This is a genomic window from Rhodococcus sp. PSi06, from assembly GCF_054960675.1.
Map to the genome: position 1 here is coordinate 154001 of NZ_JBHNYO010000013.1, position 20707 is coordinate 174707.

A 20707-nucleotide genomic window follows, 5' to 3' on the forward strand; every position below is an offset into this window, starting at 1 on the left:
GTTTCCGTTCTGGTCTACGTTCGTGTCGATTCACACACGTCCGATGTGGTGAGAGGGCTCGTATTGCTTCGTCGCGCGGCGCCGATCGGATCGAAACGGGGCGACTCCCCGGTCCTACCGCGCCGACCGAACTCTGAGTCCGTCGAACGAGCGTGAGTCGGTGACCGGCGCAACAGGTGACTGAGACACGAACTTCCCCTCCCCCAACAGGTGTACGGCATGGACACAACGCCGGTGCCGACACTTCGATTCCCTCACAACCGGTGGCCGCGACCACCGGGCCTGTCCACCCGCTGAAGCCACCACCCATAAACGGTCTCCGACACCTCCAGCGGCTTTCAAAGATACAACATTGGCCCGAGCCCTTTGTGCAGTAGTCATAAGAACCATCGACCACCTCTTCCAGCCTGTTACAGGAGTGACTGTGTTCGCCAGTCGAACGCACGCTATTCAATCGAACGAATGACTTCTCGGACAGGGTCGGAGGGCCGGCCCTCCACTTTTATCAGGCGACCGGTCCTCAAAAACACCCCATAACCAACTTGGTGCCTGTTATGCGACGGACCTACGTCGGCTGAGCAACAGGGTCCAACCGAGTGCACCGACGGCACCGAGACACAGAATCAATTCCGGTCCGTTACCGAGACGTGTGGCCACGGTGTGCGTCCGGCGCAGCGCAACACTGGAAACGAGCACGTCAGGGGTGAACAACGAAGTCTGTTGCAGCACGTCGCCGTCGGGTGCAACGACTGCACTGACGCCACTGGTTGCGGCGACCACGACTGTCCTTCCGTGTTCGACGGCCCGTACTCGCGACATCGCGAGTTGCTGGTACGTCATTTCTGTGTCGCCGAACGTCGCGTTGTTGGTGGGGATGGCGATGAATTCGGCACCCGACCGGACCGATTCTTCCAGAGCGCGATCGAATGCGACCTCGTAGCACGTCGCTATTCCGGCAGCGATTCCTGCGGCGTGCACGACTCCGTTACCGTTACCAGGAACGAAATATCCCGCCCGGTCGGCATATTCGGAAAACAACCTGAAGAAACTTCGGTAGGGCAAGTATTCGCCGAACGGTTGAATTATTTTCTTGTCGTGCCGCTCACCGGGTCCGTCGCTACCGTTCCAGGCGATAACGGAATTGGAATTCGTTCCATCTGCATTGACGAGAACCGTGCCCACCAGTATCGGCGCACCGACGGCAACGGATGCCTGTGTGATGAGAGTCGCAGCGTCGGGATTGCGCAACGGGTCGATGTCGGACGCGTTCTCCGGCCACACGACGAGATCCGGTGCGGGTGTCGTGCCCGCGTCGACGTCTGCGGCGAGTGTCATGGTCTCTCGAACGTGATTGTCCAGAACCGCTCGGCGCTGTGCGTTGAAGTCCAGACCCAGGCGCGGAACGCTGCCCTGCACGGCTGCGATGGTGACCGTGCGCTCACCGTCCTCTGCGTCGTTGGTGTGCAATGTCGGTAGCAGAGCCAGCGCCGCGATGGACGCGATCGTCGTCGCGGCGATCGGAACGACGAAGGATCGCGCACCGCTGGGGCGGGTGCTCACCAGGACCAGCGCCGCCAGTCCCATCCCGGTCAGAGCCACCCCGAAGCTGAGCAGCGGCGCGCCCCCGATGCTCGCCAACGGCAGCAACCAGCCCTCCGGTTGCCCGAAGGCCAACCGGCCCCAGGGAAAGCCGCCGAACGGAACACTCGACCGCAGCCATTCGGTGAGGCTCCACGCCAACGCCATGAACAGGGGCCACCAGGTACTTCGGGCTGCGACGACCGCCAACACCCCGAACAGTCCCACGAAGACGGACTCGGCGGCAGCCAACGCCAACCACGGCATGGGCCCCACGTAGACACCCACCCACGGCAGCAGAGGGACGAAGAATCCGAGTCCGGCGACGTACCCGTAGCCGAATCCGGCCTTCGGCGACACCGAGCGTCGACCGCCGAAGCCGGTCAGTACGAGCGCCAACACCGCAATACCTACAGGTGCCAGGAACCACAGTGTTCGGGGCGGGAAGCTGCCGAAGATCAGTGCCCCGGCAGCGACCGAGAGCAGGGTCGGTACGGCGGCCCGAGACAGACGACGACCGCGCGAGAAAGGCTTCGGGTCCGCCGTAGGTGCGTCCACGGAAGCGCTGTCACTGCTCATGGATCACCTTGCCGCGATGCACGGTCATCGAACAACGCGGGCTCTCGGCCGACTCGTCGAGGCTGGGCAAGGGTGATACTCCCGCACGCGGATCGGTCGACCAGCGTTGGACGCTGTCCTTCGGTGCCCGAACCACGAGTTCGTCGACGTCCCATACCGCGAACGAGGCCGGTGCACCGGGCACCAACGTGCCCGCCAAGCCGTCCCGGACCCCGCCCGCGCGCCAGGCTCCCCGCGTCGCGGCCGAGAATGCTGCCCGGGGTGACACGGCACTGCCCTGCGTGTGGTGGTTGACGGCAGCTCTCGTCGTCGCCCATGGATCGAGGCGGGTGACCGGCGCATCGGAACCGAAGGCAAGGGCGACTCCGGCCGAGGCCAGGCGGGCGAACGGATGGAGCGCAGCAGCACGCTCGGCACCGAGCCGTGCTGCGTACAGTCCGTCCGAACCGCCCCACGTAGCGTCGAAGAGCGGTTGCACGCTGGCGATCACTCCCCACGACGCCAGTAGATCGGACTGTTCGGGCGTCACCATCGACAGATGTTCCAGCCGGTGCCCGCACGCGGCAACGGCCGGTGTCCCCGATTCGGCCACCACCCGCGCGAAGGCCGTGACTGTCGCTGTCACTGCGGCATCGCCGATGACGTGGAAGCCGGCCTGGATTCCGGCCGAGGTACACGCCGAGATGTGCGCGGTGATTGCGTCGACGTCGAGATAGGACACTCCAGTTCCGAGGTCGTCCGCATAGGGCGACGACAACCAGGCCGTGCGCGATCCCAACGAGCCGTCGACGAAAATATCTCCGGCCAGTCCATGCGCCCCGGTTTCGGCCGACAACTGCCGCGCCCGGTCGGCTGTATCGACGACCTCACCCCAGTAGCCGCGCACCTGTACCCCGTGCTCGGTCGACATCAGTTCTCGGAAGTCCTGGGCTCCCGACACGATCGGGCCCCCACATTCGTGGACGGCGACGATTCCCTGCGCCGCAGCGTGGTCGAGCGCCGCCGTACGGGCCCGATCGCGGGTGTCCGCGGTGAGCATGGCGCGAGCCGTCAGCCGCGCGAGATGGTGTGCGTCGGCGGTGAGTGGGGCCTGTGGCGAGTACCCCGTGGCGGTGCTCATACCCGCCGCCGCAGCCCGCAACGGTGTGGAAACAGCGGCCGAATGAGAGTCGACTCGCGTGACATACACCGATCGGCCAGGAGCGGCAGCATCGAGATCGGACGTCGTCGGTGGGCGGCGTCCGATCCATTCGGATTCGTCCCAGCCGTGCCCCCACACGAGCGCCTCCGGCGTCTTCGCCGCGTAGTCGGCCAGCGCACGCATGCATTCGTCGAGGGATCGGCAACCGGACAGATCCAGTCCGATCAGGGACAACCCGAGGTCGGTGATGTGCACATGCGTGTCGACGAATGCCGGTGCCACGAAAGAACCGGCCAGGTCGGTGACGGGTACTCCGGGGTGAAGCGCTCGGCCGGTGCGATCCTCACCGATCCAACTGACGACTCCATCGGTCACGGCCATGGCGGTGGCGTCGGAGGCCATGGGACTGTAGATCCGTCCGCCGCAGAACAATTCGGTGGTCACGAACGACCAGTGTGCCCCTACCGGTGCGGCTTCCGGAAATCCCCGGTCGGTCGATCGACCTGGTCGGCCTCGATCACCTGGCCTTCCAGCACGAGTGCCGAACCGGCCGCGGACGGCGCTGTGCCGGCTGTCTCGGGGCGGTCGTCGAGGATCTCACCGTCGATGACGGTGGGGCGCATGCGCCGCGTTGCGGTAGCAACCTGCGGTAGCCAGCGTGCGGCCGCCCACATGACCGCCGGCCGCAACAGCCACCGAGTCGGCGGGATCAGCAGCAGCAAACCGATCACCGTGGTGACCAGTCCGGGAACGAACATCGCGACGGATCCCGCCGCGAACAGAGCGCCGTCGGCCACTGCGCCGCCGGCGGAACGTTCACCGCGCGACGCCCTCCTCAGACCGTCCAACACGCGCCCACCCTGCGACCGCACCAGCAGTGAACCGATCAGCGATCCACCGATCAGCAGCACGACGGTCCAGAGCACACCGAGCGCGCTCGACACGGCGACCAGTGCCGCGACCTCGACGACGACATAAAGTACGAACAGAGCGAGCATGACGGTCCTTTCTTCGCTTGACCGGTACAACGCTCGAGTCGACGAAATCGCTCCCAGAAAGCCCTGTTTGTCGGAAATTCTCAGGAACCAGGCCGTACCAGGCCGGTCTCGTACGCCAACACGACTGCTTGGACGCGGTCGCGAACATCCAGTTTCGTCAGGATCCGACCGATGTGGGTCTTGATCGTCGCCTCGGACAGGTGCAGCACCGCTGCGATCTCGGCGTTGGACATGCCGGTGGCCAAGTGCACCAGCACCTCCCGCTCACGACCGGTGAGTGCGTCGAGAACCGACGCATCGGTCGACGGGACGGAGTGGGCGACGAACCTCGAGAGCAGTCGCTTGGTGACCTTCGGTGAGACGACGGCATCGCCCGCGGCCACGCTACGAATTGCGGACACCAAATCCTCGGGTGGTGTGTCCTTGAGCAGAAATCCACTTGCGCCCGCGCGAAGTGCGCCGAGGACGTTCTCGTCGAGATCGAATGTCGTCATCACCAGAACCTTTGTGGCGGAGCCGGACTCGGTGATGGTGCGAGTGGCGGCAACACCGTCGATGCCGGGCATGCGGACATCCATCAACACCACGGCGGGTGCCAGCCTGGCCGCGGCTTCGACGGCACCGGCACCGTCGGATGCCTCCCCGATCACCTCGATGTCGTCCTGGGCCTCGAGCACCATGTTCAATCCCATGCGCATGAGTTCCTGGTCGTCCACGACGACAACGGTGATCGGCACCGACTCAACCTATCCTTCAGTCGACCGGCAGTGTCGCGCGCACGAGCCAGTTGCCGTGTGGAGTGCGGCCCGCGTGCAGCGTGCCCTGCAGCACGGCCACCCGCTCCCGCATCCCCAGCAATCCGTGACCGCCGCCGTCCACGGATGGCGCTGTGCCGACACCGGTGCCGTTGTCCGAGATCTCGACGGTGACCTCCTGCTCCTCTCGCACCACTCTGACGAGGGCACGGGGAGCATGGCCGGCGTGCCGCAGAACATTGGTCAGCGATTCCTGAACCAACCGATGCACTCCCAGACTGATCGCCGGGCTGATGTCGTCGAGGTTTCCGGTCTGCTCCAGTTCGACGTTGAGCCCGGCACGGCCCATCATCTCGACCACGCGGGCAAGACCCGCGGTGCCGTACTGGGGCATGTCGTCCGAGTCGGGCGAGGTGCGAAGTAGCGCGACCGTGCGCCGTAGCTCCGCGAGCGCGAGGCGACCGGTGGCCGAAATGTTGGCAACGGCCTGCTCGGCGCGCTCCGGATTGCGTCGGATGGCGTACGAGGCACCGTCGGCCTGAACCACCATGACACTGACGCTGTGGGCGATGACATCGTGCAGTTCACGCGCGATGCGCGTGCGTTCGGCCAGCACGGCCTCGTCGGCGCGGCGATCACGGTCGTATTCGGCCACGACGAGCCGGGCCTGCGTCGCCTCGTCGTACGCCCGTCGGGCCCCGAGGAATTCCGCCGCGATCCAGGACAGCGTGTACAGAAGGGCACCGAACAGCAGCGACGTGAAGATCGGTTGGTCGAACAACAGCATGGACGCTGTGGAATACGCGGCCAGAGCGACGGCGTACACACCACCCTGAACTCGTCCCACATACGCAACCAGGGTGTAGAGCATGATCGGCAGCGCCAACGTCGCCGGGTGACCGTTGGTGGCGTCGCCCGCCATGCTGCCTGCGATGTCGCAGACGCCGGTAGCGGCAAGAGCGATTGCCGCCACCGACCGGGGAAAGCGTCGTCGCCACGCAACGGGTACCGACAGCACAACAGAGAACAGCAGAAACAGTGGTGCGTTCTGTCCTTGCGAAGAACTAGCGAACACCAGCATCTCGACGACGAACAGTCCCGCCGCCAGCAGTGCATCGGCTACGAAGGGCTGCCCACGAAGCCACAGGCTGAATCGACGCATGTGATTGAGTTTGCCGTATGACTGCCGCGGACTGGGGACTGCTGATGGTGGCTGCGACAGCTGCGGGCTGGGTCGACGCGGTGGTCGGTGGAGGCGGGCTGATCCTGTTGCCCGCAATTCTGCTCGTCGCTCCGCAACTGACGCAGCAGGCGGCGCTCGCGACCAACAAGGCTACGGCGGTGTTCGGTACCGTCGCCGCGGTGGTGACCTTCGCACGCAAGGTCTCGCTGAATTGGCCGGTACTGATCCCGGCCGGTGTCCTCGCGGCGGTGGCCTCGGCGGCCGGAGCTGCCGCAGTCTCGCTGATCGACCGCGAGCTGTTCATCCCGATCATCATGGTCGTTCTCGTCGGCGTGGCAGTGCTCGTGACGTGCCGCCCGACCATCGGTCTCACAGCGGCGTCGTCGCCGCCGACCCACCGCAAGGTTCTGATCGTCGTCGGCCTCGCAGCCGTGGGGATCGGCTTCTACGACGGCATCCTCGGGCCCGGAACCGGCACGTTCCTCATCATCGTGTTCGCCACGATGCTCGGAACAGAATTCGTACGCAGTGCTGCGATGGCGAAGGTGATCAACGTCGGATCGAACGTCGGTGCCCTCGCGTTCTTCGCTGCCACCGGCAGTGTCTACTGGCAACTCGGAGCTGCGATGGCGGTATGCAACGTGTTCGGTGCAGTGGTCGGATCCAGAACAGCGGTCGCGAGAGGAGCCGGATTCGTCAGAATCGTCCTACTCGTCGTCGTGATCGGGATGGTTGTCCGACTCGGTTGGCAACAGTTCGGCTAGCGTCGGTGCGGTGACGAGACAATCGGACCGGTCGGTCGACGCCGACTTCCTCGCTCTGCCCCTGCAGGAACTCGCGGATGCCGCACTGAGCACGGCGCGGTCGGCGGGAGCCTCCCATGCCGATGTGCGCGTGCAACGCCTGACCACGCAGTCGATCTCGTTGCGCGACGGCTCGGTTCAATCCTCGGTCGATGCCGGTGAGATCGGTCTCGCCGTGCGGGTGGTGGTCGACGGAACATGGGGGTTCGCCTCCCATGCAGAACTCGGCACCGACGCAGCCGCCGACACCGCCCGGAAAGCAGTCGAGGTGGCGACGGCACTACGTGCCCTCAATCGCGAACGGGTCGAGCTGGCACCGGAGCCGGTCTACTCGAATGCAACGTGGGTATCGGACTACGAAGTCGATCCTTTCGAGGTACCGACCGTCGACAAGGTAGCGCTGCTCGCGGAGTATTCGTCCCGACTGGCCGCGTCCGATGGCGTCGACCATGTCACCGCGTCGGTGTTGCAGGTCAAGGAGCAATCCTTCTATGCCGACCTGGCCGGAAGTGCCATCACCCAGCAGCGGGTTCGCCTGCATCCTCAGTTCGAGGCGACGACCGTCGACCGGTCCGTCGGTGCCTTCGAGACGATGCGCACCCTCGCGCCACCGGTGGGACGTGGTTGGGAGTATCTCGGCGACACCAGCACCTGGGACTGGACCGACGAGCTGGCCAGAATTCCCGAGTGGCTGGCGGAGAAGGTGAAGGCACCGACCGTGGTCGCCGGGCCGACCGACCTCGTCATCGATCCGACCAACCTGTGGCTGACCATTCACGAATCGATCGGGCACGCAACGGAATACGACCGCGCCATCGGTTACGAGGCGGCATACGCAGGAACCTCCTTCGCGACGCCGGACCAGTTGGGTACGTTGCGTTACGGATCTCCCATCATGCACGTCACTGCCGACCGCACGGAGGTCAACGGTCTGGCCAGCATCGGCTACGACGACGACGGAGTGGCCTCGCAGAGGTGGGACCTGGTCCGCGACGGCACCTTGGTCGGCTATCAACTCGATCGTGTCTTCGCTCCCCGACTCGGTCTGGAGCGATCCAACGGGTGCGCATACGCAGATTCTCCCCATCACGTTCCTATCCAGCGAATGGCGAACGTGTCGCTGCAACCGGACCCGGACACCGACCGAACCACTGCCGACCTGATCGGTGCAGTGGAGGACGGCCTCTACGTCGTCGGCGACAAGTCGTGGTCGATCGACATGCAGCGGTACAACTTCCAGTTCACCGGTCAACGCTTCTACCGCATTCGCGACGGCAAGCTCGACGGCCAGGTACGCGATGTCGCGTACCAAGCGACGACCACCGAATTCTGGGGTTCGATGGAATTGCTCGGTGGACCGTCCACCTGGCGGCTAGGTGGAGCATTCAACTGCGGCAAGGCGCAACCCGGACAGGTTGCCGCCGTCAGCCATGGCTGTCCGCCGGCGCTGTTCCGCGGCGTCAACGTCCTCAACACCCGATCGGAGGCAGGTCGATGATCGCCGCACAACACGTGGTCGAGCGAGCCCTTGCCTGCGGGAGCGTCGACGACACGATCGTGATCGTCACCGATTCGAGCGACGCGACGCTTCGGTGGGCCGGAAACTCCATGACCACCAACGGAATCGCGACCTCGCGGCGCTGGGAGGTGGTGTCCGTGGTGCGTGACGCTGCCTCCGTTCGAGTGGGGACTGTTTCCTCGACCAGCGTCGATCCGGAGGAGATCGAGGCGGTGGTGCGTGCAAGTGAAGCGGCTGCCCGTTCGGCGGAGCCCGCCGACGACGCGATGCCCTTGCTCCCCGGCGAGCCGGCCTCGGACTCCCCCGAGTGGGACCGCCCCGCACTGCACACGTCGATCGATGTGTTCGGCGCGCTGGCAACGGAATTGAACGTCGGATTCGACGGTCGCGATGCCCTGTACGGGTTCGCTCAGCATCGGATCGACAACGTGTGGCTCGGCACCTCGACCGGGCTACGTCGCACTTTCACGCAGCCGACCGGCTCGATCGAGATCAACGGCAAACGATCTGGGGCCAGCGCCTGGGTCGGTACGGGCACCACGGACTTTCGGGACGTGTCCGCCCAGAGCATGCTGGACGAGCTGTCCACCCGGCTCGGTTGGGCCCAGCACACCGTCGAGATGCCGGCAGGACGATACGAGACGCTGTTACCGCCGTCGGCCGTGGCGGATCTGATGATCTACCTGATGTGGACCATGGAGGGGCGTGGCGCGCAGGAAGGCCGAACGGCGCTGTCCGGTACGGGCGGAACGCGAGTGGGCGAAAAGCTCACGGCCCTACCGCTCACGCTGTACTCGGATCCGCGCGAACGCGGGCTCGAATATGCGCCCTTCGTGGTGGCAGGATCGTCGAGCGACTCGGTGTCGGTGTTCGACAACGGCATGGATATCGACCGCGTCGACTGGGTACGTGACGGATCGGTCTCCGCTCTGGCCTACCCGCGCGCGACCGCCGGGAAATACGGAGCTCCCGTCGCGGTGCCGGGCGAGAACCTGGTGATGACGGGCGGTACGAATGCCCGTCTCGACGAGATGGTAGCCGACACCGAGCGTGGACTGCTGTTGACGACCCTCTGGTACATCCGTGAGGTCGATCCGACCTCCCTGCTACTGACCGGACTGACCAGAGACGGCGTGTACGCCATCGAGAACGGTCGAATCACCGGTGCTGTGAACAACTTTCGATTCAACGAAAGCCCGCTGGATCTGCTCCGCCGCGTCACCGAGGCGGGTGCGACGGAGGCGACATTGCCGCGCGAGTGGAAGGACTGGTTCACTCGCACGGCGATGCCGCCGCTGCGCATTCCCGACTTTCACATGTCGTCGGTCAGCGCCGCTCAGTGACGTCGGTCCGGGCTACTTGTCGGGTCCGGAGAGTTCGAGCGCGATGTTGTCCGGGTCGCGGAACTCGACGATGGACAGCCCTGGCCCCGCGTCCTTGATGCCTTCGTGGGCGATGCCGAGATCGTCGAGCGTCTTGACGGCGTCTTCGAGAGCAGCTCGCGTATCCACGGTGAAACTCAGATGATCGAGCCCGCAGCGGTCTTCACCGAACGTGTCGTCGCTCGGTGCTACCGGACGCAGGCCGAGCAGTCCCCCGCCGAACTTGTAGATTACTCCGCCGAACAAGAACCACAGCGCCTTCTTGGTCTCTTCGTCGGCGTCGGGATCCCACGCATAGGCGACGTCGAAACCGAACACCGAATCGTAGAACGCCCTCGAACGCTCGATGTCGCGGACGGTGAGACGAACGTGGTTGTAGTCGGTCACTGCGATAGGCACGTGATACTCCATTCCGGCAGCCGGGAAGCTGCATCGTGAAGTATTCGGAACTGCGCATGCGAGCGATGGTGCCGACGGCTCGGATTCAGGCTGCGGTGATGGACAGCCCCACCGAGCCACTCTTGCCGCGCCGCAGCACGCTGCCCTTCACGGTGAGCCAGCCCAGAATCCCGTACTTGGACGCGACGGCCGCGCGGGCCTTCTCGGTACCGGCCTCGTCGAGAATCTCGGCGGTGGCGTCCACCGCGTCGCCCTGAGGATTACCACGCATGTCGCACGGGGCAATGGTCACCTTCGAATTCCGTCGAATGCGTTTGACCTTCCACGAATCGGTCACCGTCCACATCAGAAGTCGGTCACCGTCGAGAGCACCCCACAGCGGGGTCGGCACGCCGGTGCCGTCCTTCTTGAATGTCGTCAGGAGTACGTATTTGCCTGTGGCAATGGTGTCGAACGTGGCAGCCATACCGCCCAGAGTACGTCGCTACTCGCCTTCGAGCTCACCCTCGGTCTCGAGGTAGACCCGGCGCAACCCGTCGAGAACCTGCGCGTTCGGCTCGGCCCACATCGTGCGTTCCACTGCCTCGAGCAGGCGCTCGGCGATGCCGTGCAGGGCCCAGGGATTCGATTGCTGCATGAACTTCTGGTTCTGTTCGTCCAGCACGTACGTTTCGGCGAGCTTCTCGTACATCCAGTCCTGGACGACATCGGTGGTGGCGTCGTAACCGAACAGGTAATCCACCGTCGCGGCCATTTCGAAGGCACCCTTGTATCCGTGCCTGCGCATGGCCTCGAGCCACTTGGGGTTGACCACCCGAGCACGGAACACCCGCGCGGTCTCCTCCGACAAGGTGCGGGTACGCACCGATTCCGGGCGCGTGCTGTCGCCGATGTACGCCTCGGGCGACTTTCCTGTCAGTGCGCGCACCGTCGCCACCATGCCGCCGTGATACTGGAAATAGTCGTCGGAATCGGCGATGTCGTGCTCGCGCGTGTCGGTGTTCTTGGCGGCAACGGCGATGCGCTTGTAGGCGGAGCGCATGTCGTCGGACGCAGGGACGCCGTCGAGGCCACGGCCGTACGCGAAACCGCCCCACGTGGTGTACACCTGCGCCAAATCGTCGTCGCTGCGCCAGGTCTTGCTGTCGATCAACTGGAGCAAGCCGGCACCGTAGGTACCCGGCTTGGAACCGAATATCCTTGTCGTGGAGCGTCTTTCGTCACCGTGCTCGGCAAGGTCGGCCTGCGCGTGTGCCCGAACGTAGTTCTGCTCGGGCTCCTCGTCCAACGCGGCAACCATCCGAACCGCGTCGTCGAGTAGGGCGAGTACGTGCGGAAACGCGTCACGGAAGAAGCCGCTGATCCGGACCGTCACGTCGATACGAGGACGGCCGAGCTCGGCGAGATCGATCACCTCGAGCCGAGTGACCCGGCGTGACGCCTCGTCCCACACCGGCGATACGCCGAGCAGGGCGAAGACCTCGGCGATGTCGTCACCGGACGTTCGCATGGCGGACGTGCCCCATACCGACAGCCCCACCGATTTCGGCCACTCGCCGTGATCCTGGCGGTAGCGAGCGAGCAGAGATTCGGCCATTGCCTGCCCGGTCTCCCACGCCAGTTTGGACGGCACGGCCTTCGGGTCGACCGAGTAGAAATTACGCCCGGTGGGCAGCACATTGATCAGCCCGCGCAGCGGTGAACCGCTCGGCCCGGCGGCGATGAATCCGCCGTCGAGAGCATGCAGCACCTGTTCGATCTCGCGTGAGGTTCCGCGCAGACGCGGCACCACCTCGGCGGCAGCGAACTTCAGGATTTCTGCGACGACGTCGCCGTGTTCACCTGCCACGCGCTCGGCCTCGTCGGGATTCCACCCCGTGGCCTGCATGGCCGCGACCAGACCATGCGCGACGGCCTCGATGCTGTCCACGCGCGTGCGTTCCTCGTCGCCGTCCTCGCTGAGGCCGAGCGCTTCACGAAGTCCGGGGACCGTCTGCTCGCCGCCCCACATCTGCCGGGCGCGCAGCATCGCCAGCACCAACTCGACCTCGGCATCGCCGACGGGCTCCTGCCCCAGGATGTGCAGTCCATCGCGGATCTGCACGTCCTTGATCTCGCACAGCCATCCGTCGACGTTGAGCAGCATGTCGTCGAACACTTCTTCGTCGGGACGCTCGTCGAGTCCGAGATCCTTGTGCATCTGCGCCGCGGTCATCAGCGTCCAGATCTGCTGCCGGATCGCGGGCAGCTTCGCTGGATCGAGGGCCGAGATGTTGGCGTGCTCATCGAGCAACTGCTCGAGCCGGGAGATGTCTCCGTAGCTCTCCGCGCGCGCCATCGGGGGAATGAGGTGATCGACCAGGGTGGCGTGCGCTCGACGCTTGGCCTGCGTGCCCTCCCCCGGATCGTTGACGAGGAACGGGTAGATCAGGGGCAGATCGCCCAAAGCCGCATCGGTCCCGCAGGAGGCGGACATACCGAGCGTCTTGCCCGGCAGCCATTCGAGGTTGCCGTGCTTGCCCAGATGAACCATCGCATCCGCACCGAAACCGCCGTCTGCCTCGGTGGCAGAGATCCATCGGTATGCCGCCAGGTAGTGGTGGCTCGGCGGTAGATCCGGGTCGTGGTAGATCGCGACAGGCTTCTCCCCGAACCCGCGCGGCGGCTGAACCATGATGACGACGTTGCCGAATTGCATTGCGGCAATGACAATTTCACCATCGGGGTCGGCAGAGCGATCGACGTAGAGTTCGCCCGGCGCCGGGCCCCAATGCTCGATCACGCCGTCGCGCAGATCGGCCGGGAGTTGCTCGAACCAGGTTCTGTACCGCGCCGCCGAGATGCGAATGGGGTTGCCCTCGAGCGCAGTGTCGGTGAGCCAGTTGGGATCCTGGCCACCGCGGGCGATCAATGCGTGGATCAGGGCATCGCCGTCGCGAGCGGCCAGACCGGGCACCGCGTCCGGGCCGTCGAGCGGCCCGAGATCGTAACCGGCGGCACGCATGTCCGACATCAAAGCAATTGCGCTGGCCGGTGTGTCGAGTCCGACGGCGTTGCCGATCCGCGCATGCTTGGTGGGATAGGCCGAGAACATCAGCGCGATACGCCGGTCGGCGGCCGGAATGTGTCGTAGCCGCGCGTGGCGAACAGCGATGCCGGCAACCCGCGCTGCTCGCTCGTGGTCCGGAACGTACGTGGTCAGGCCGTCGTCGTCGATCTCCTTGAACGAGAACGGAACCGTGATGAGACGGCCGTCGAACTCCGGAACGGCCACTTGGGTGGCCACGTCCAGTGGCGACAGGCCGTCGTCGTTCTCGGACCACGTCGCTCGTGAACTCGTCAGGCACAGACCCTGCAGAATCGGAACGTCGAGGGCCGCGAGTTCGGCGACGTCCCAGGCCTCGTCGTCGCCGCCCGCAGACGCCCCGGCAGGTTTGGTGCCACCCGCTGCCAGCACCGTCACGATCAGGGCATCCGCCGACTTCAGCGTTTCGAGCAAGTCCGGTTCCGCCGTGCGCAGCGACGCGCAGTAGATCGGCAGAGCCGTGGCACCTGCGTTCTCGACCGCGGCGGCGAGGGCGTCGATGTACGTGGTGTTTCCGGCCAGATGCTGGGCGCGGTAGTAGAGAATCGCCACCGTCGGGCCGTCGGAGTGCGGAGCCGACACCCGATCGAGGTGCCCCCACGTCGGCAGGTGCCGCGGAGCATCGAAACCGTGACCGGTCAGCAACACGGTGTCGGAGAGAAAGTTGTACAGCTGACGCAGGTTGTCCGACCCGCCTTCGGCCAGATAATTGTGGGCTTGCGCGGCGACGTTGGCCGGCACCGTCGAGATCTCCATCAGGTCCGCGTCGGGTGCCTGCTCACCGCCGAGAACGACAACGGGAAGCCCGGTGGCGAGAACGGCGTCGATGCCTGCCTCCCACGAACGGCGTGATCCCAGAATGCGCACGATGATCAGCTCGGCCGATTCGGCCATCGACGGGATGTCCTGCGCCAGCAAGCGAGATGGGTTACCCCAGGTGAAGTCGGCTCCACTGGCGCGAGCACTGAGCAGATCGGTGTCCGATGTGGACAGCAGCAAGAACACGGTTAGCGCCCTTCTCGGGGGTTTTCGCGCCCCTGACATAGGTGGATCTCTGTGTCGTCTCGTCGGCGAGAGGGTCTGACTCGGGGCCCATGCACGCGAACTGCAGGGCCGTCACAGTGGCGCGACCGTACCGGATTTTCGCCGGTTTCCTCTCGGCCTGAGCCGTGACACCGAATGCTACCGGTGCGCACGCCACATCGGTCCATCCGTCGCACTTGTAGCCTGGTGAACATGAAATCGCCCGACAGATCGGTGCCCGACGGCTGCCCGGGAGCGCTGACGACGCACCTCGCAGCGGACGGTCCGCTCGCGCGGATAAGGCTGCCGGGCGGCGTTGTGTTGCCGAATCAGATGCAGGTCCTGGCACGGGCTGCAGCGGAACTGGGCGACGGAACGGTGGAGCTGACCTCCCGGGGCAACGTCCAGCTCCGCGCGGTCTCGGACCCGGTCGCCTTGGCGAGCAGGTTGGCCGACGCCGGGTTGCTACCGTCCGCCACACACGAGCGGGTACGGAACATTCTCGCTTCTCCGTTGTCGGGACGGGTCGGGGGTCTCACCGATGTACGTGCGCTCGTCGTCGAGCTCGACGAAGGACTCCGCGCGCGCCGCGACCTGGTAGACCTGCCGGGGCGAACGCTGTTCGCTCTCGACGACGGGCGCGGCGACATGTGTGGACTCGAACCGGATTTCGGTGCCTACGCCCAGCCCGACGGGTCGTACGCGCTGCTGCTCGCGGGCCGAGACAGTGGCGTTCGAGTGGATCGGGACAGTGTGGTGCCGACCCTGCTGAACTGCGCGGGTGCCTTCGTCGAACTGCGCGAATCGCAGTGGCGGTTGGCCGAAGTCGACAACGGTGTTGCCCGCATCATCGACCTGCTCGGGCTCTCCGCAGGCACGACAGTGCCGCTGCCGGCACCTGTCGAGGTACCACCGATCGGCTGGCTCGAGCAGACCGACGGGCTGGTGGCGCTGGCCGCAGGACTCGCCAACGGCGTCCTCGGCGCACGGTTGGCCGAGTTCCTCGCCGCCATCGACCGACCGGTGATCGTGACTCCATGGCGGTCGTTGATCGTGTGCGATCTCGACGAGGAGCCCGCCGAGCAAGTTGTTCGGGTATTGGCACCGATGGGCCTGATCTTCGATGCGGATTCACCGTGGATCAGGGTGAGCGCCTGTACCGGATCGCCGGGCTGCGCGAAGTCGTTGGCCGACGTCCGCTCCGATCTCGCGGCGGCAGTCGACGCCCGGATGACTCCGCGTGACGAACGGCAACACTGGTCCGGGTGCGAGCGCCGTTGTGGGCGACCGAAAGGTGAGGTCACCGATGTGATCGCCACCGGAATCGGCTACCAGGTGTCCTGAGCACCCGGAGACCGGCTTCCGGCCGAGGGGTCCCTCTCCCCTATCGTGACACGCATGCACGACTACATCCGCGACGGCGCGGAGATCTACCGCCAGTCTTTCGCAACCATTCGAGCCGAAGCAGATCTGTCTCGGTTCGCGCCGGATGTCGCCCAGGTCGTCGTGCGTATGATTCACGCGGTCGGCGAGATCGACCTGACCGAGACCATCGGATTCACGCCCGACGTGGTCGATTCCGCTCGTACCGCACTGCGTGCAGGGGCGCCGGTGCTGTGCGACGCCAACATGGTTGCCGCCGGCATCACTCGTCGCCGTCTTCCGGCCGACAACGAGGTGCTGTGCACCCTGTCCGATCCGCGGGTACCGGATCTGGCTCGACATATGGGAACCACGAGAACCGCTGCTGCGCTGGAATTGTGGGGCGACAAGCTCGGCGGCGCTGTCGTCGCCATCGGAAACGCTCCGACCGCCCTGTTCCACCTGATGGAGATGCTCGCGGCCGGCGCCCCGAAACCGGCAGCCATCGTCGGCGGCCCGGTCGGATTCATCGGTGCCGCGGAGTCTAAGGAAGATCTGATCGCCGCCGACCTCGGCGTGGAATATCTGGTCGTTCGAGGCCGGCGGGGTGGCAGTCCCATCACCGTTGCTGCGGTCAATGCCATTGCGAGCGAACAGGAATGAGCACCTCCGGTAAATTATGGGGAGTCGGCGTCGGCCCGGGTGACCCAGAGCTGTTGACCGTCAAAGCAGCTCGGGTGATCGGCGCTGCCGATGTCGTTGCGTTCCACAGCGCTCGGCACGGCCGCAGCATCTCACGCGCTCTCGCCGCCGGGTACATGCATGACGGTCAACTCGAGGAGCACCTTGTGTATCCGGTGACCACCGAGACGACATCTCACCCCGGTGGGTATCAGGGGGCGATCGACGAGTTCTACGAGTCCGCTGCGGCACGGCTCGCCGCACACCTCGACGCCGGCCGATCGGTAGCGCTTCTGGCCGAGGGCGATCCGCTGTTCTACAGCTCGTACATGCACATGCACAAACGCCTGGCACACCGGTTCGAAGTCGAGGTGGTTCCTGGAGTGACCTCGGTCAGTGCTGCGTCGGCGGCCATGGCAACTCCATTGGTGGAGCGCGACGAAGTGCTCACTGTCCTGCCTGGAACACTGCCCACCGGCGAACTCGCACGCCGACTACGCGGTACCGACGCGGCGGTCATCATGAAACTCGGGCGAACCTACCCGGCGGTACTCGACGCGCTCGAACGATCGGGCAGGCTCGACGAAGCGCGATACGTCGAGCGGGCCAGTACACCCGAGCAACGCGTCCTCGCTGCGGCCGACGCGGACGACGTCCCGTACTTCTCTATGATCGTGGTGCCGAGCCCGTCCAACCGAGCCGAGACGCCCACCAGCACGGGCGAAGTGGTCGTCGTCGGTCTCGGTCCAGGTGATGACGCCTGGACGACGGACGAGGTGCGAGCCGAACTGGCCGCCGCGACCGATCTCGTCGGCTATGTCACCTACATCGATCGGGTTCCTCAGCGTCCCGGCCAAATTCGACATGCCAGCGACAACAAGGTCGAGTCCGAACGTGCCGCATTCGCCCTCGACCTCGCCAAACAGGGACGGCGGGTCGCTGTGGTGTCCTCGGGTGATCCGGGGGTCTTCGCGATGGCGACGGCGGTCATCGAGGTTGCGGCCGAACAACAGTGGAGTTCGGTCCCGGTCCGAGTGGTGCCGGGAATGACCGCTGCGAACGCGGTTGCGAGCCGAGTGGGAGCCCCCCTCGGCCACGACTACGCCGTGATCTCGCTCTCCGACCGACTCAAGCCGTGGGACATCGTGGCCGCACGGCTCTCGGCGGTCGCTGGAGCCGACATGGCGATCGCGATCTACAACCCGGCCTCCACGTCGAGAACCTGGCAAGTTGCAGCCATGAAAGATCTACTGCTCGAGCATCGTTCACCGCACACACCGGTGGTGATCGGACGTGCGGTGGGTAGCGCGCAAGAATCGGTGCGCACCGTCACGCTCGGCGAACTCGACCCCAAGTCGATCGACATGCGGTGCCTGCTCATCATCGGATCGTCGATGACCACAGTGGTCGAGACAGGAAGTGGTTCGAAAGTGTTCACCTCCCGGCGTTACCCGTCAGCAGACGCGTAACCGCTCCGTCAACCAGTCCACTGCGGCATCCACGTCGTACACGGTCGGTGCCGAAGTCGGTGCCGCGGGACGGGCGACCATGAGGACCGGGATCGATGCTGCTCTCGCCGCGTCGAGTTTGGCCCGCGTCATGATGCCGCCGCTGTTCTTGGTGATCAACAGGTCGATTCGATTGTCTGCGAGCACGTTCGATTCGTGATCGAGGTCGAAAGGACCGCGGTCGAGCAGTAGGCGCATGCGCGGTGGCACCGGTTCGGTCGGAGGATCGATCGCTCTGACCAGAAACCACGAGTGATCGACACGCGCAAAATGGTGAACGCCCTGCCTGCCTGTCGTGAGAAACACCCGACTGCCCGGCGTGATCGCCGCCGCCGCGTCGGGTAGCGAGGCAACCACGGTCCACCGATCGCCCTCCTCCTCGGTCCACGGCGGACGCGTCAGTATCAGCAGTGCGACTCCCGTGGCATCGGTGGCATGCTCGGCGTTCGCTCCGATCGTGGACGCGAAGGGGTGCGTCGCATCCACTACTACGTCGATCGCGTTGTCACGGAGCCACGCCGCAAGGGCATCGCGCCCTCCGAACCCACCGATCCGGGTCTGTCCGACGGGTAGTACCGGCTGCGCGACCCTCCCGGCCAATGAGGTGACGGTGTCGACACCCTGCACCCGATTCAGTGCCGTCGCGAGTGCGCGCGCCTCCGCGGTGCCGCCGAGAATCAAGACCTTCACCGCTTGATCGCACTCCATTGCGTGACCGGCAACTGGGGCCTCCACGTCGTGAACGCGCCCAACGGCTCACCGCGATAGACCTGGAATCTGCGGAGCTCTCCGCCGTACGTCGCCGCTGCGGTCAGCAGTAACGAATCCGATTCTGCGGTCACCGAATTGGCGACCACACGGCCCCCTGTACGCACCGCGTTCCAGCACGCACCGAGCATGTCTGCACCGGTCAGTCCCCCGCCGATGAACACCGCGTCGGGCACCGCGTTCGCGGCCGAGACGCCTCCGAAGTTCTCGGGTGCGGCGTCGTGCACGACGAGTCCCGGAACTCCCAGTAGTAGTGCGTTGCGCTCGATCTGCTCACGACGGGTCCGAGAGCTCTCGAACGTCACGGCGCGGCAGGAACTGTCGCTGCGCATCCATTCGATCGCGATGGTTCCCGACCCGCCTCCGATGTCCCACAAGAGTTCTCCGGGTGCTGGTGCCAATGCGCTCAAAGTCAGCGCTCGGATTTCCTGCTTGGTCATCTGGCCGTCACCGGTGTATGCGCAATCGGCCAGGCCGGGGACGCGAGTGAAACGGGGTGTAGCGGGGTCCCGCACGCACTCGAGCGCAATGACATTGAGCGGGTCGAGGCCCTCGAAGGTCGAGTCTCGAGCTCGACCGCGGACGACGCGTTCGGCCGGCCCGCCGAGTTGCTCGAGCACCGTCACAGTGCTGTCTCCGAACCCGTTGCGGGACAACAGTGCCGCCACCTCACCCGGCGTACTGCTCCCCCGGCTCAGCACCATCACCCGACGACCGTCGGCCAGGTCCGGCAACAGTGTCTCGATAGGCGTGTTCACCAGAGACACCGTCGGTGTGTCGTGCAGTGCCCAGCCCAGTCGCGCGCACGCCAACGACGCGGAAGACGGCGCCGGGAATACACGTAGTCGGTCGGCTCCGATTTCTCGCGCCAACGTCACCCCGATGCCGTGGAACATCGGATCTCCGCTGGCCAGAACACAGACGTTCGCCGCCTCGTACGCGTCGAGCGTCGACCGCAGATTCGGTAGCAACGGGCTCGGCCACGTCCTGCTCTCGGTGCAATGCGACCGGACGCTTGCGATCTGGCGGACGGAACCGAACACCACATCGGCCTTCTCGATGGCCGAGCGAGAGGTCGCAGGTAGCCCGTCCCAGCCGTCCGCGCCGATTCCGACGACGACGATCGGCCGGGGCGTCGGTATCGTCATCAGCGCGGCATCCTGCGCCACAGCCATTGCGGCAGTAGGCGCATGCCGAAGAAGACCGGGCGTAGAACACCGGGAATCCACACGCTGTTCCGCCGCTTGTGCAGTGCAGCCACGACGCCGTCTGCGACCTGATCGGGTGTACTCGACATCGGTGCCGGGTCCATTCCCTCGGTCATGGAACCGATGACAAACCCGGGACGGGCGAGCAACAGGTGCACTCCGGTGCCGTGCAGCGAATCGCTCAAGCCGCTGGCGAACCCGTCGAGCCCGGCCTTCGCGGACCCGTAGACGTAGTTGGCGCGGCGCACCCGTACACCCGCGACCGACGAGAACACGATCAGGTCGCCGCTCCCCTGTGCTCGCAGACGCGTCGAAGCGTGGGTCAGAATCGATACCTGAGCCAGGAAGTCCGTGGTGATGACGTCGAGGGCATGCCGGGCGTCATTCTCGGCGCGGGCCTGGTCTCCGAGGATTCCGAAGGCCAGCACCACGATCCCGAGCGGACCGTGCTGCTCGGCCACCTGATTCAGAAGCTCGGCATGAGTGTCCATCGCATTCGCGTCGAACTCGATGCTGTGCACGGCGCTCGCGCCTGCCTGCTCCAGCCGGACTCGTTCTACTGCCAGGTCGTTGCTGCGTCTCGCGGCCAATACGACGGTTCGCCCCCGTGCCAGGCGGGTGGCGACCTCGAGTCCGATCTCGCTTCGTCCACCCAGCAGCAACAGTGTTCCGGGTGCGGGTTCTGCTCGTCTGCTCACGCGATCAGTCTGGTCGATCGACCCCCGTTCACTACAG

At 65.5% G+C, this 20707-nt stretch carries 17 protein-coding genes; 6 read left to right on the forward strand and 11 right to left on the reverse strand.

The window, feature by feature from the left end; genetic code table 11:
- Positions 1–552: 552 nt before the first annotated feature.
- From lnt to ACFI9K_RS17910, 5 genes are all read right to left on the reverse strand, one after another.
- Complete coding sequence (gene lnt, locus ACFI9K_RS17890) at positions 553–2157, reverse strand: apolipoprotein N-acyltransferase (RefSeq protein WP_462664740.1); 1605 nt, start codon at positions 2155–2157, stop codon at positions 553–555.
- Positions 2147–3742, reverse strand: a complete 1596-nt coding sequence (locus ACFI9K_RS17895; RefSeq protein WP_462664741.1) for an amidohydrolase — start codon at positions 3740–3742, stop codon at positions 2147–2149. The genes lnt and ACFI9K_RS17895 overlap by 11 nt, the downstream gene beginning before the upstream one ends.
- Before the next feature lie 17 nt (positions 3743–3759).
- Positions 3760–4296: an FxsA family protein gene (locus ACFI9K_RS17900; protein WP_462664742.1), complete on the reverse strand. Its 537-nt coding sequence runs from the start codon at positions 4294–4296 to the stop codon at positions 3760–3762.
- Positions 4297–4376: 80 nt separating this feature from the next.
- Positions 4377–5033 carry a response regulator gene (locus ACFI9K_RS17905; protein ID WP_462664743.1) on the reverse strand — a complete coding sequence of 219 codons (657 nt, stop codon included), beginning with the start codon at positions 5031–5033 and terminating at the stop codon, positions 4377–4379.
- A 16-nt stretch (positions 5034–5049) separates the two neighbouring features.
- Positions 5050–6213 (reverse strand): sensor histidine kinase, encoded by a 1164-nt coding sequence (locus tag ACFI9K_RS17910; RefSeq protein ID WP_462664744.1) that lies wholly within the window; start codon positions 6211–6213, stop codon positions 5050–5052.
- Between the two features lie 17 nt (positions 6214–6230).
- Between ACFI9K_RS17910 and ACFI9K_RS17915 the strand changes: the two genes are divergently transcribed.
- The 3 genes from ACFI9K_RS17915 to ACFI9K_RS17925 are packed head-to-tail and all read left to right on the forward strand — an operon-like array spanning position 6231 to position 9899.
- Entirely contained in the window at positions 6231–6998 is a 768-nt protein-coding gene (locus ACFI9K_RS17915; RefSeq protein WP_462664745.1) for a sulfite exporter TauE/SafE family protein, read from the forward strand.
- A gap of 10 nt (positions 6999–7008) precedes the next feature.
- The gene (locus ACFI9K_RS17920) at positions 7009–8535 is read left to right on the forward strand and encodes a TldD/PmbA family protein (protein WP_462664746.1); all 1527 of its coding nucleotides are present in this window, start codon (positions 7009–7011) and stop codon (positions 8533–8535) included.
- On the forward strand, positions 8532–9899 hold the full coding sequence (locus ACFI9K_RS17925) for a metallopeptidase TldD-related protein (protein ID WP_462664747.1): 1368 nt from the start codon (positions 8532–8534) through the stop codon (positions 9897–9899). The genes ACFI9K_RS17920 and ACFI9K_RS17925 overlap by 4 nt, the downstream gene beginning before the upstream one ends.
- A gap of 12 nt (positions 9900–9911) precedes the next feature.
- On the opposite strand, the gene ACFI9K_RS17930 is transcribed toward ACFI9K_RS17925, so the two are convergent.
- The 3 genes from ACFI9K_RS17930 to cobN all read right to left on the reverse strand — a co-directional run bounded on the left by ACFI9K_RS17930 (position 9912) and on the right by cobN (position 14427).
- Entirely contained in the window at positions 9912–10337 is a 426-nt protein-coding gene (locus ACFI9K_RS17930; RefSeq protein WP_462664748.1) for a VOC family protein, read from the reverse strand.
- Between the two features lie 85 nt (positions 10338–10422).
- Positions 10423–10803, reverse strand: a complete 381-nt coding sequence (locus ACFI9K_RS17935) for a PPOX class F420-dependent oxidoreductase (protein ID WP_462664749.1) — start codon at positions 10801–10803, stop codon at positions 10423–10425.
- An 18-nt stretch (positions 10804–10821) separates the two neighbouring features.
- A complete protein-coding gene (cobN, locus tag ACFI9K_RS17940) occupies positions 10822–14427 on the reverse strand; it encodes a cobaltochelatase subunit CobN (RefSeq protein ID WP_462664750.1) in 3606 nt (1201 codons plus the stop codon).
- Positions 14428–14658: 231 nt separating this feature from the next.
- On the opposite strand from cobN, the gene cobG reads away from it, so the two are divergent.
- The 3 genes from cobG to ACFI9K_RS17955 are packed head-to-tail and all read left to right on the forward strand — an operon-like array spanning position 14659 to position 17957.
- Positions 14659–15789 carry a precorrin-3B synthase gene (gene cobG / locus ACFI9K_RS17945; protein WP_462664751.1) on the forward strand — a complete coding sequence of 377 codons (1131 nt, stop codon included), beginning with the start codon at positions 14659–14661 and terminating at the stop codon, positions 15787–15789.
- A 54-nt stretch (positions 15790–15843) separates the two neighbouring features.
- A complete protein-coding gene (locus ACFI9K_RS17950; protein ID WP_462664752.1) occupies positions 15844–16470 on the forward strand; it encodes a precorrin-8X methylmutase in 627 nt (208 codons plus the stop codon).
- Positions 16467–17957, forward strand: a complete 1491-nt coding sequence (locus tag ACFI9K_RS17955; protein WP_462664753.1) for a precorrin-2 C(20)-methyltransferase — start codon at positions 16467–16469, stop codon at positions 17955–17957. The genes ACFI9K_RS17950 and ACFI9K_RS17955 overlap by 4 nt, the downstream gene beginning before the upstream one ends.
- Here ACFI9K_RS17955 and ACFI9K_RS17960 read toward each other — a convergent pair.
- Genes ACFI9K_RS17960 through ACFI9K_RS17970 form a run of 3 tightly spaced genes read right to left on the reverse strand, consistent with a single transcriptional unit; the run spans position 17943 to position 20670 of the window.
- Complete coding sequence (locus ACFI9K_RS17960) at positions 17943–18704, reverse strand: cobalt-precorrin-6A reductase (protein ID WP_462664754.1); 762 nt, start codon at positions 18702–18704, stop codon at positions 17943–17945. The genes ACFI9K_RS17955 and ACFI9K_RS17960 overlap by 15 nt on opposite strands.
- Positions 18683–19939 (reverse strand): precorrin-6y C5,15-methyltransferase (decarboxylating) subunit CbiE, encoded by a 1257-nt coding sequence (cbiE, locus tag ACFI9K_RS17965; RefSeq protein WP_462664755.1) that lies wholly within the window; start codon positions 19937–19939, stop codon positions 18683–18685. Before cbiE ends, ACFI9K_RS17960 begins: the two co-directional genes overlap by 22 nt.
- Positions 19912–20670, reverse strand: coding sequence for an SDR family NAD(P)-dependent oxidoreductase (locus tag ACFI9K_RS17970; RefSeq protein WP_462664756.1), 759 nt, complete (start codon positions 20668–20670; stop codon positions 19912–19914). The genes cbiE and ACFI9K_RS17970 overlap by 28 nt, the downstream gene beginning before the upstream one ends.
- Positions 20671–20707 lie beyond the last annotated feature (37 nt).

Bases quoted from the DNA above. Each gene is read 5' to 3' on its own strand.
- lnt (WP_462664740.1), bottom strand. From the start codon at position 2,157: ATGAGCAGTGACAGCGCTTCCGTGGACGCACCTACGGCGGACCCGAAG.
- ACFI9K_RS17900 (WP_462664742.1), bottom strand. From the start codon at position 4,296: ATGCTCGCTCTGTTCGTACTTTATGTCGTCGTCGAGGTCGCGGCACTG.
- ACFI9K_RS17910 (WP_462664744.1), bottom strand. From the start codon at position 6,213: ATGCGTCGATTCAGCCTGTGGCTTCGTGGGCAGCCCTTCGTAGCCGAT.
- ACFI9K_RS17915 (WP_462664745.1), top strand. From the start codon at position 6,231: ATGACTGCCGCGGACTGGGGACTGCTGATGGTGGCTGCGACAGCTGCG.
- ACFI9K_RS17925 (WP_462664747.1), top strand. From the start codon at position 8,532: ATGATCGCCGCACAACACGTGGTCGAGCGAGCCCTTGCCTGCGGGAGC.
- ACFI9K_RS17935 (WP_462664749.1), bottom strand. From the start codon at position 10,803: ATGGCTGCCACGTTCGACACCATTGCCACAGGCAAATACGTACTCCTG.
- cobG (WP_462664751.1), top strand. From the start codon at position 14,659: ATGAAATCGCCCGACAGATCGGTGCCCGACGGCTGCCCGGGAGCGCTG.
- ACFI9K_RS17950 (WP_462664752.1), top strand. From the start codon at position 15,844: ATGCACGACTACATCCGCGACGGCGCGGAGATCTACCGCCAGTCTTTC.
- ACFI9K_RS17955 (WP_462664753.1), top strand. From the start codon at position 16,467: ATGAGCACCTCCGGTAAATTATGGGGAGTCGGCGTCGGCCCGGGTGAC.
- ACFI9K_RS17960 (WP_462664754.1), bottom strand. From the start codon at position 18,704: ATGGAGTGCGATCAAGCGGTGAAGGTCTTGATTCTCGGCGGCACCGCG.
- cbiE (WP_462664755.1), bottom strand. From the start codon at position 19,939: ATGGCTGTGGCGCAGGATGCCGCGCTGATGACGATACCGACGCCCCGG.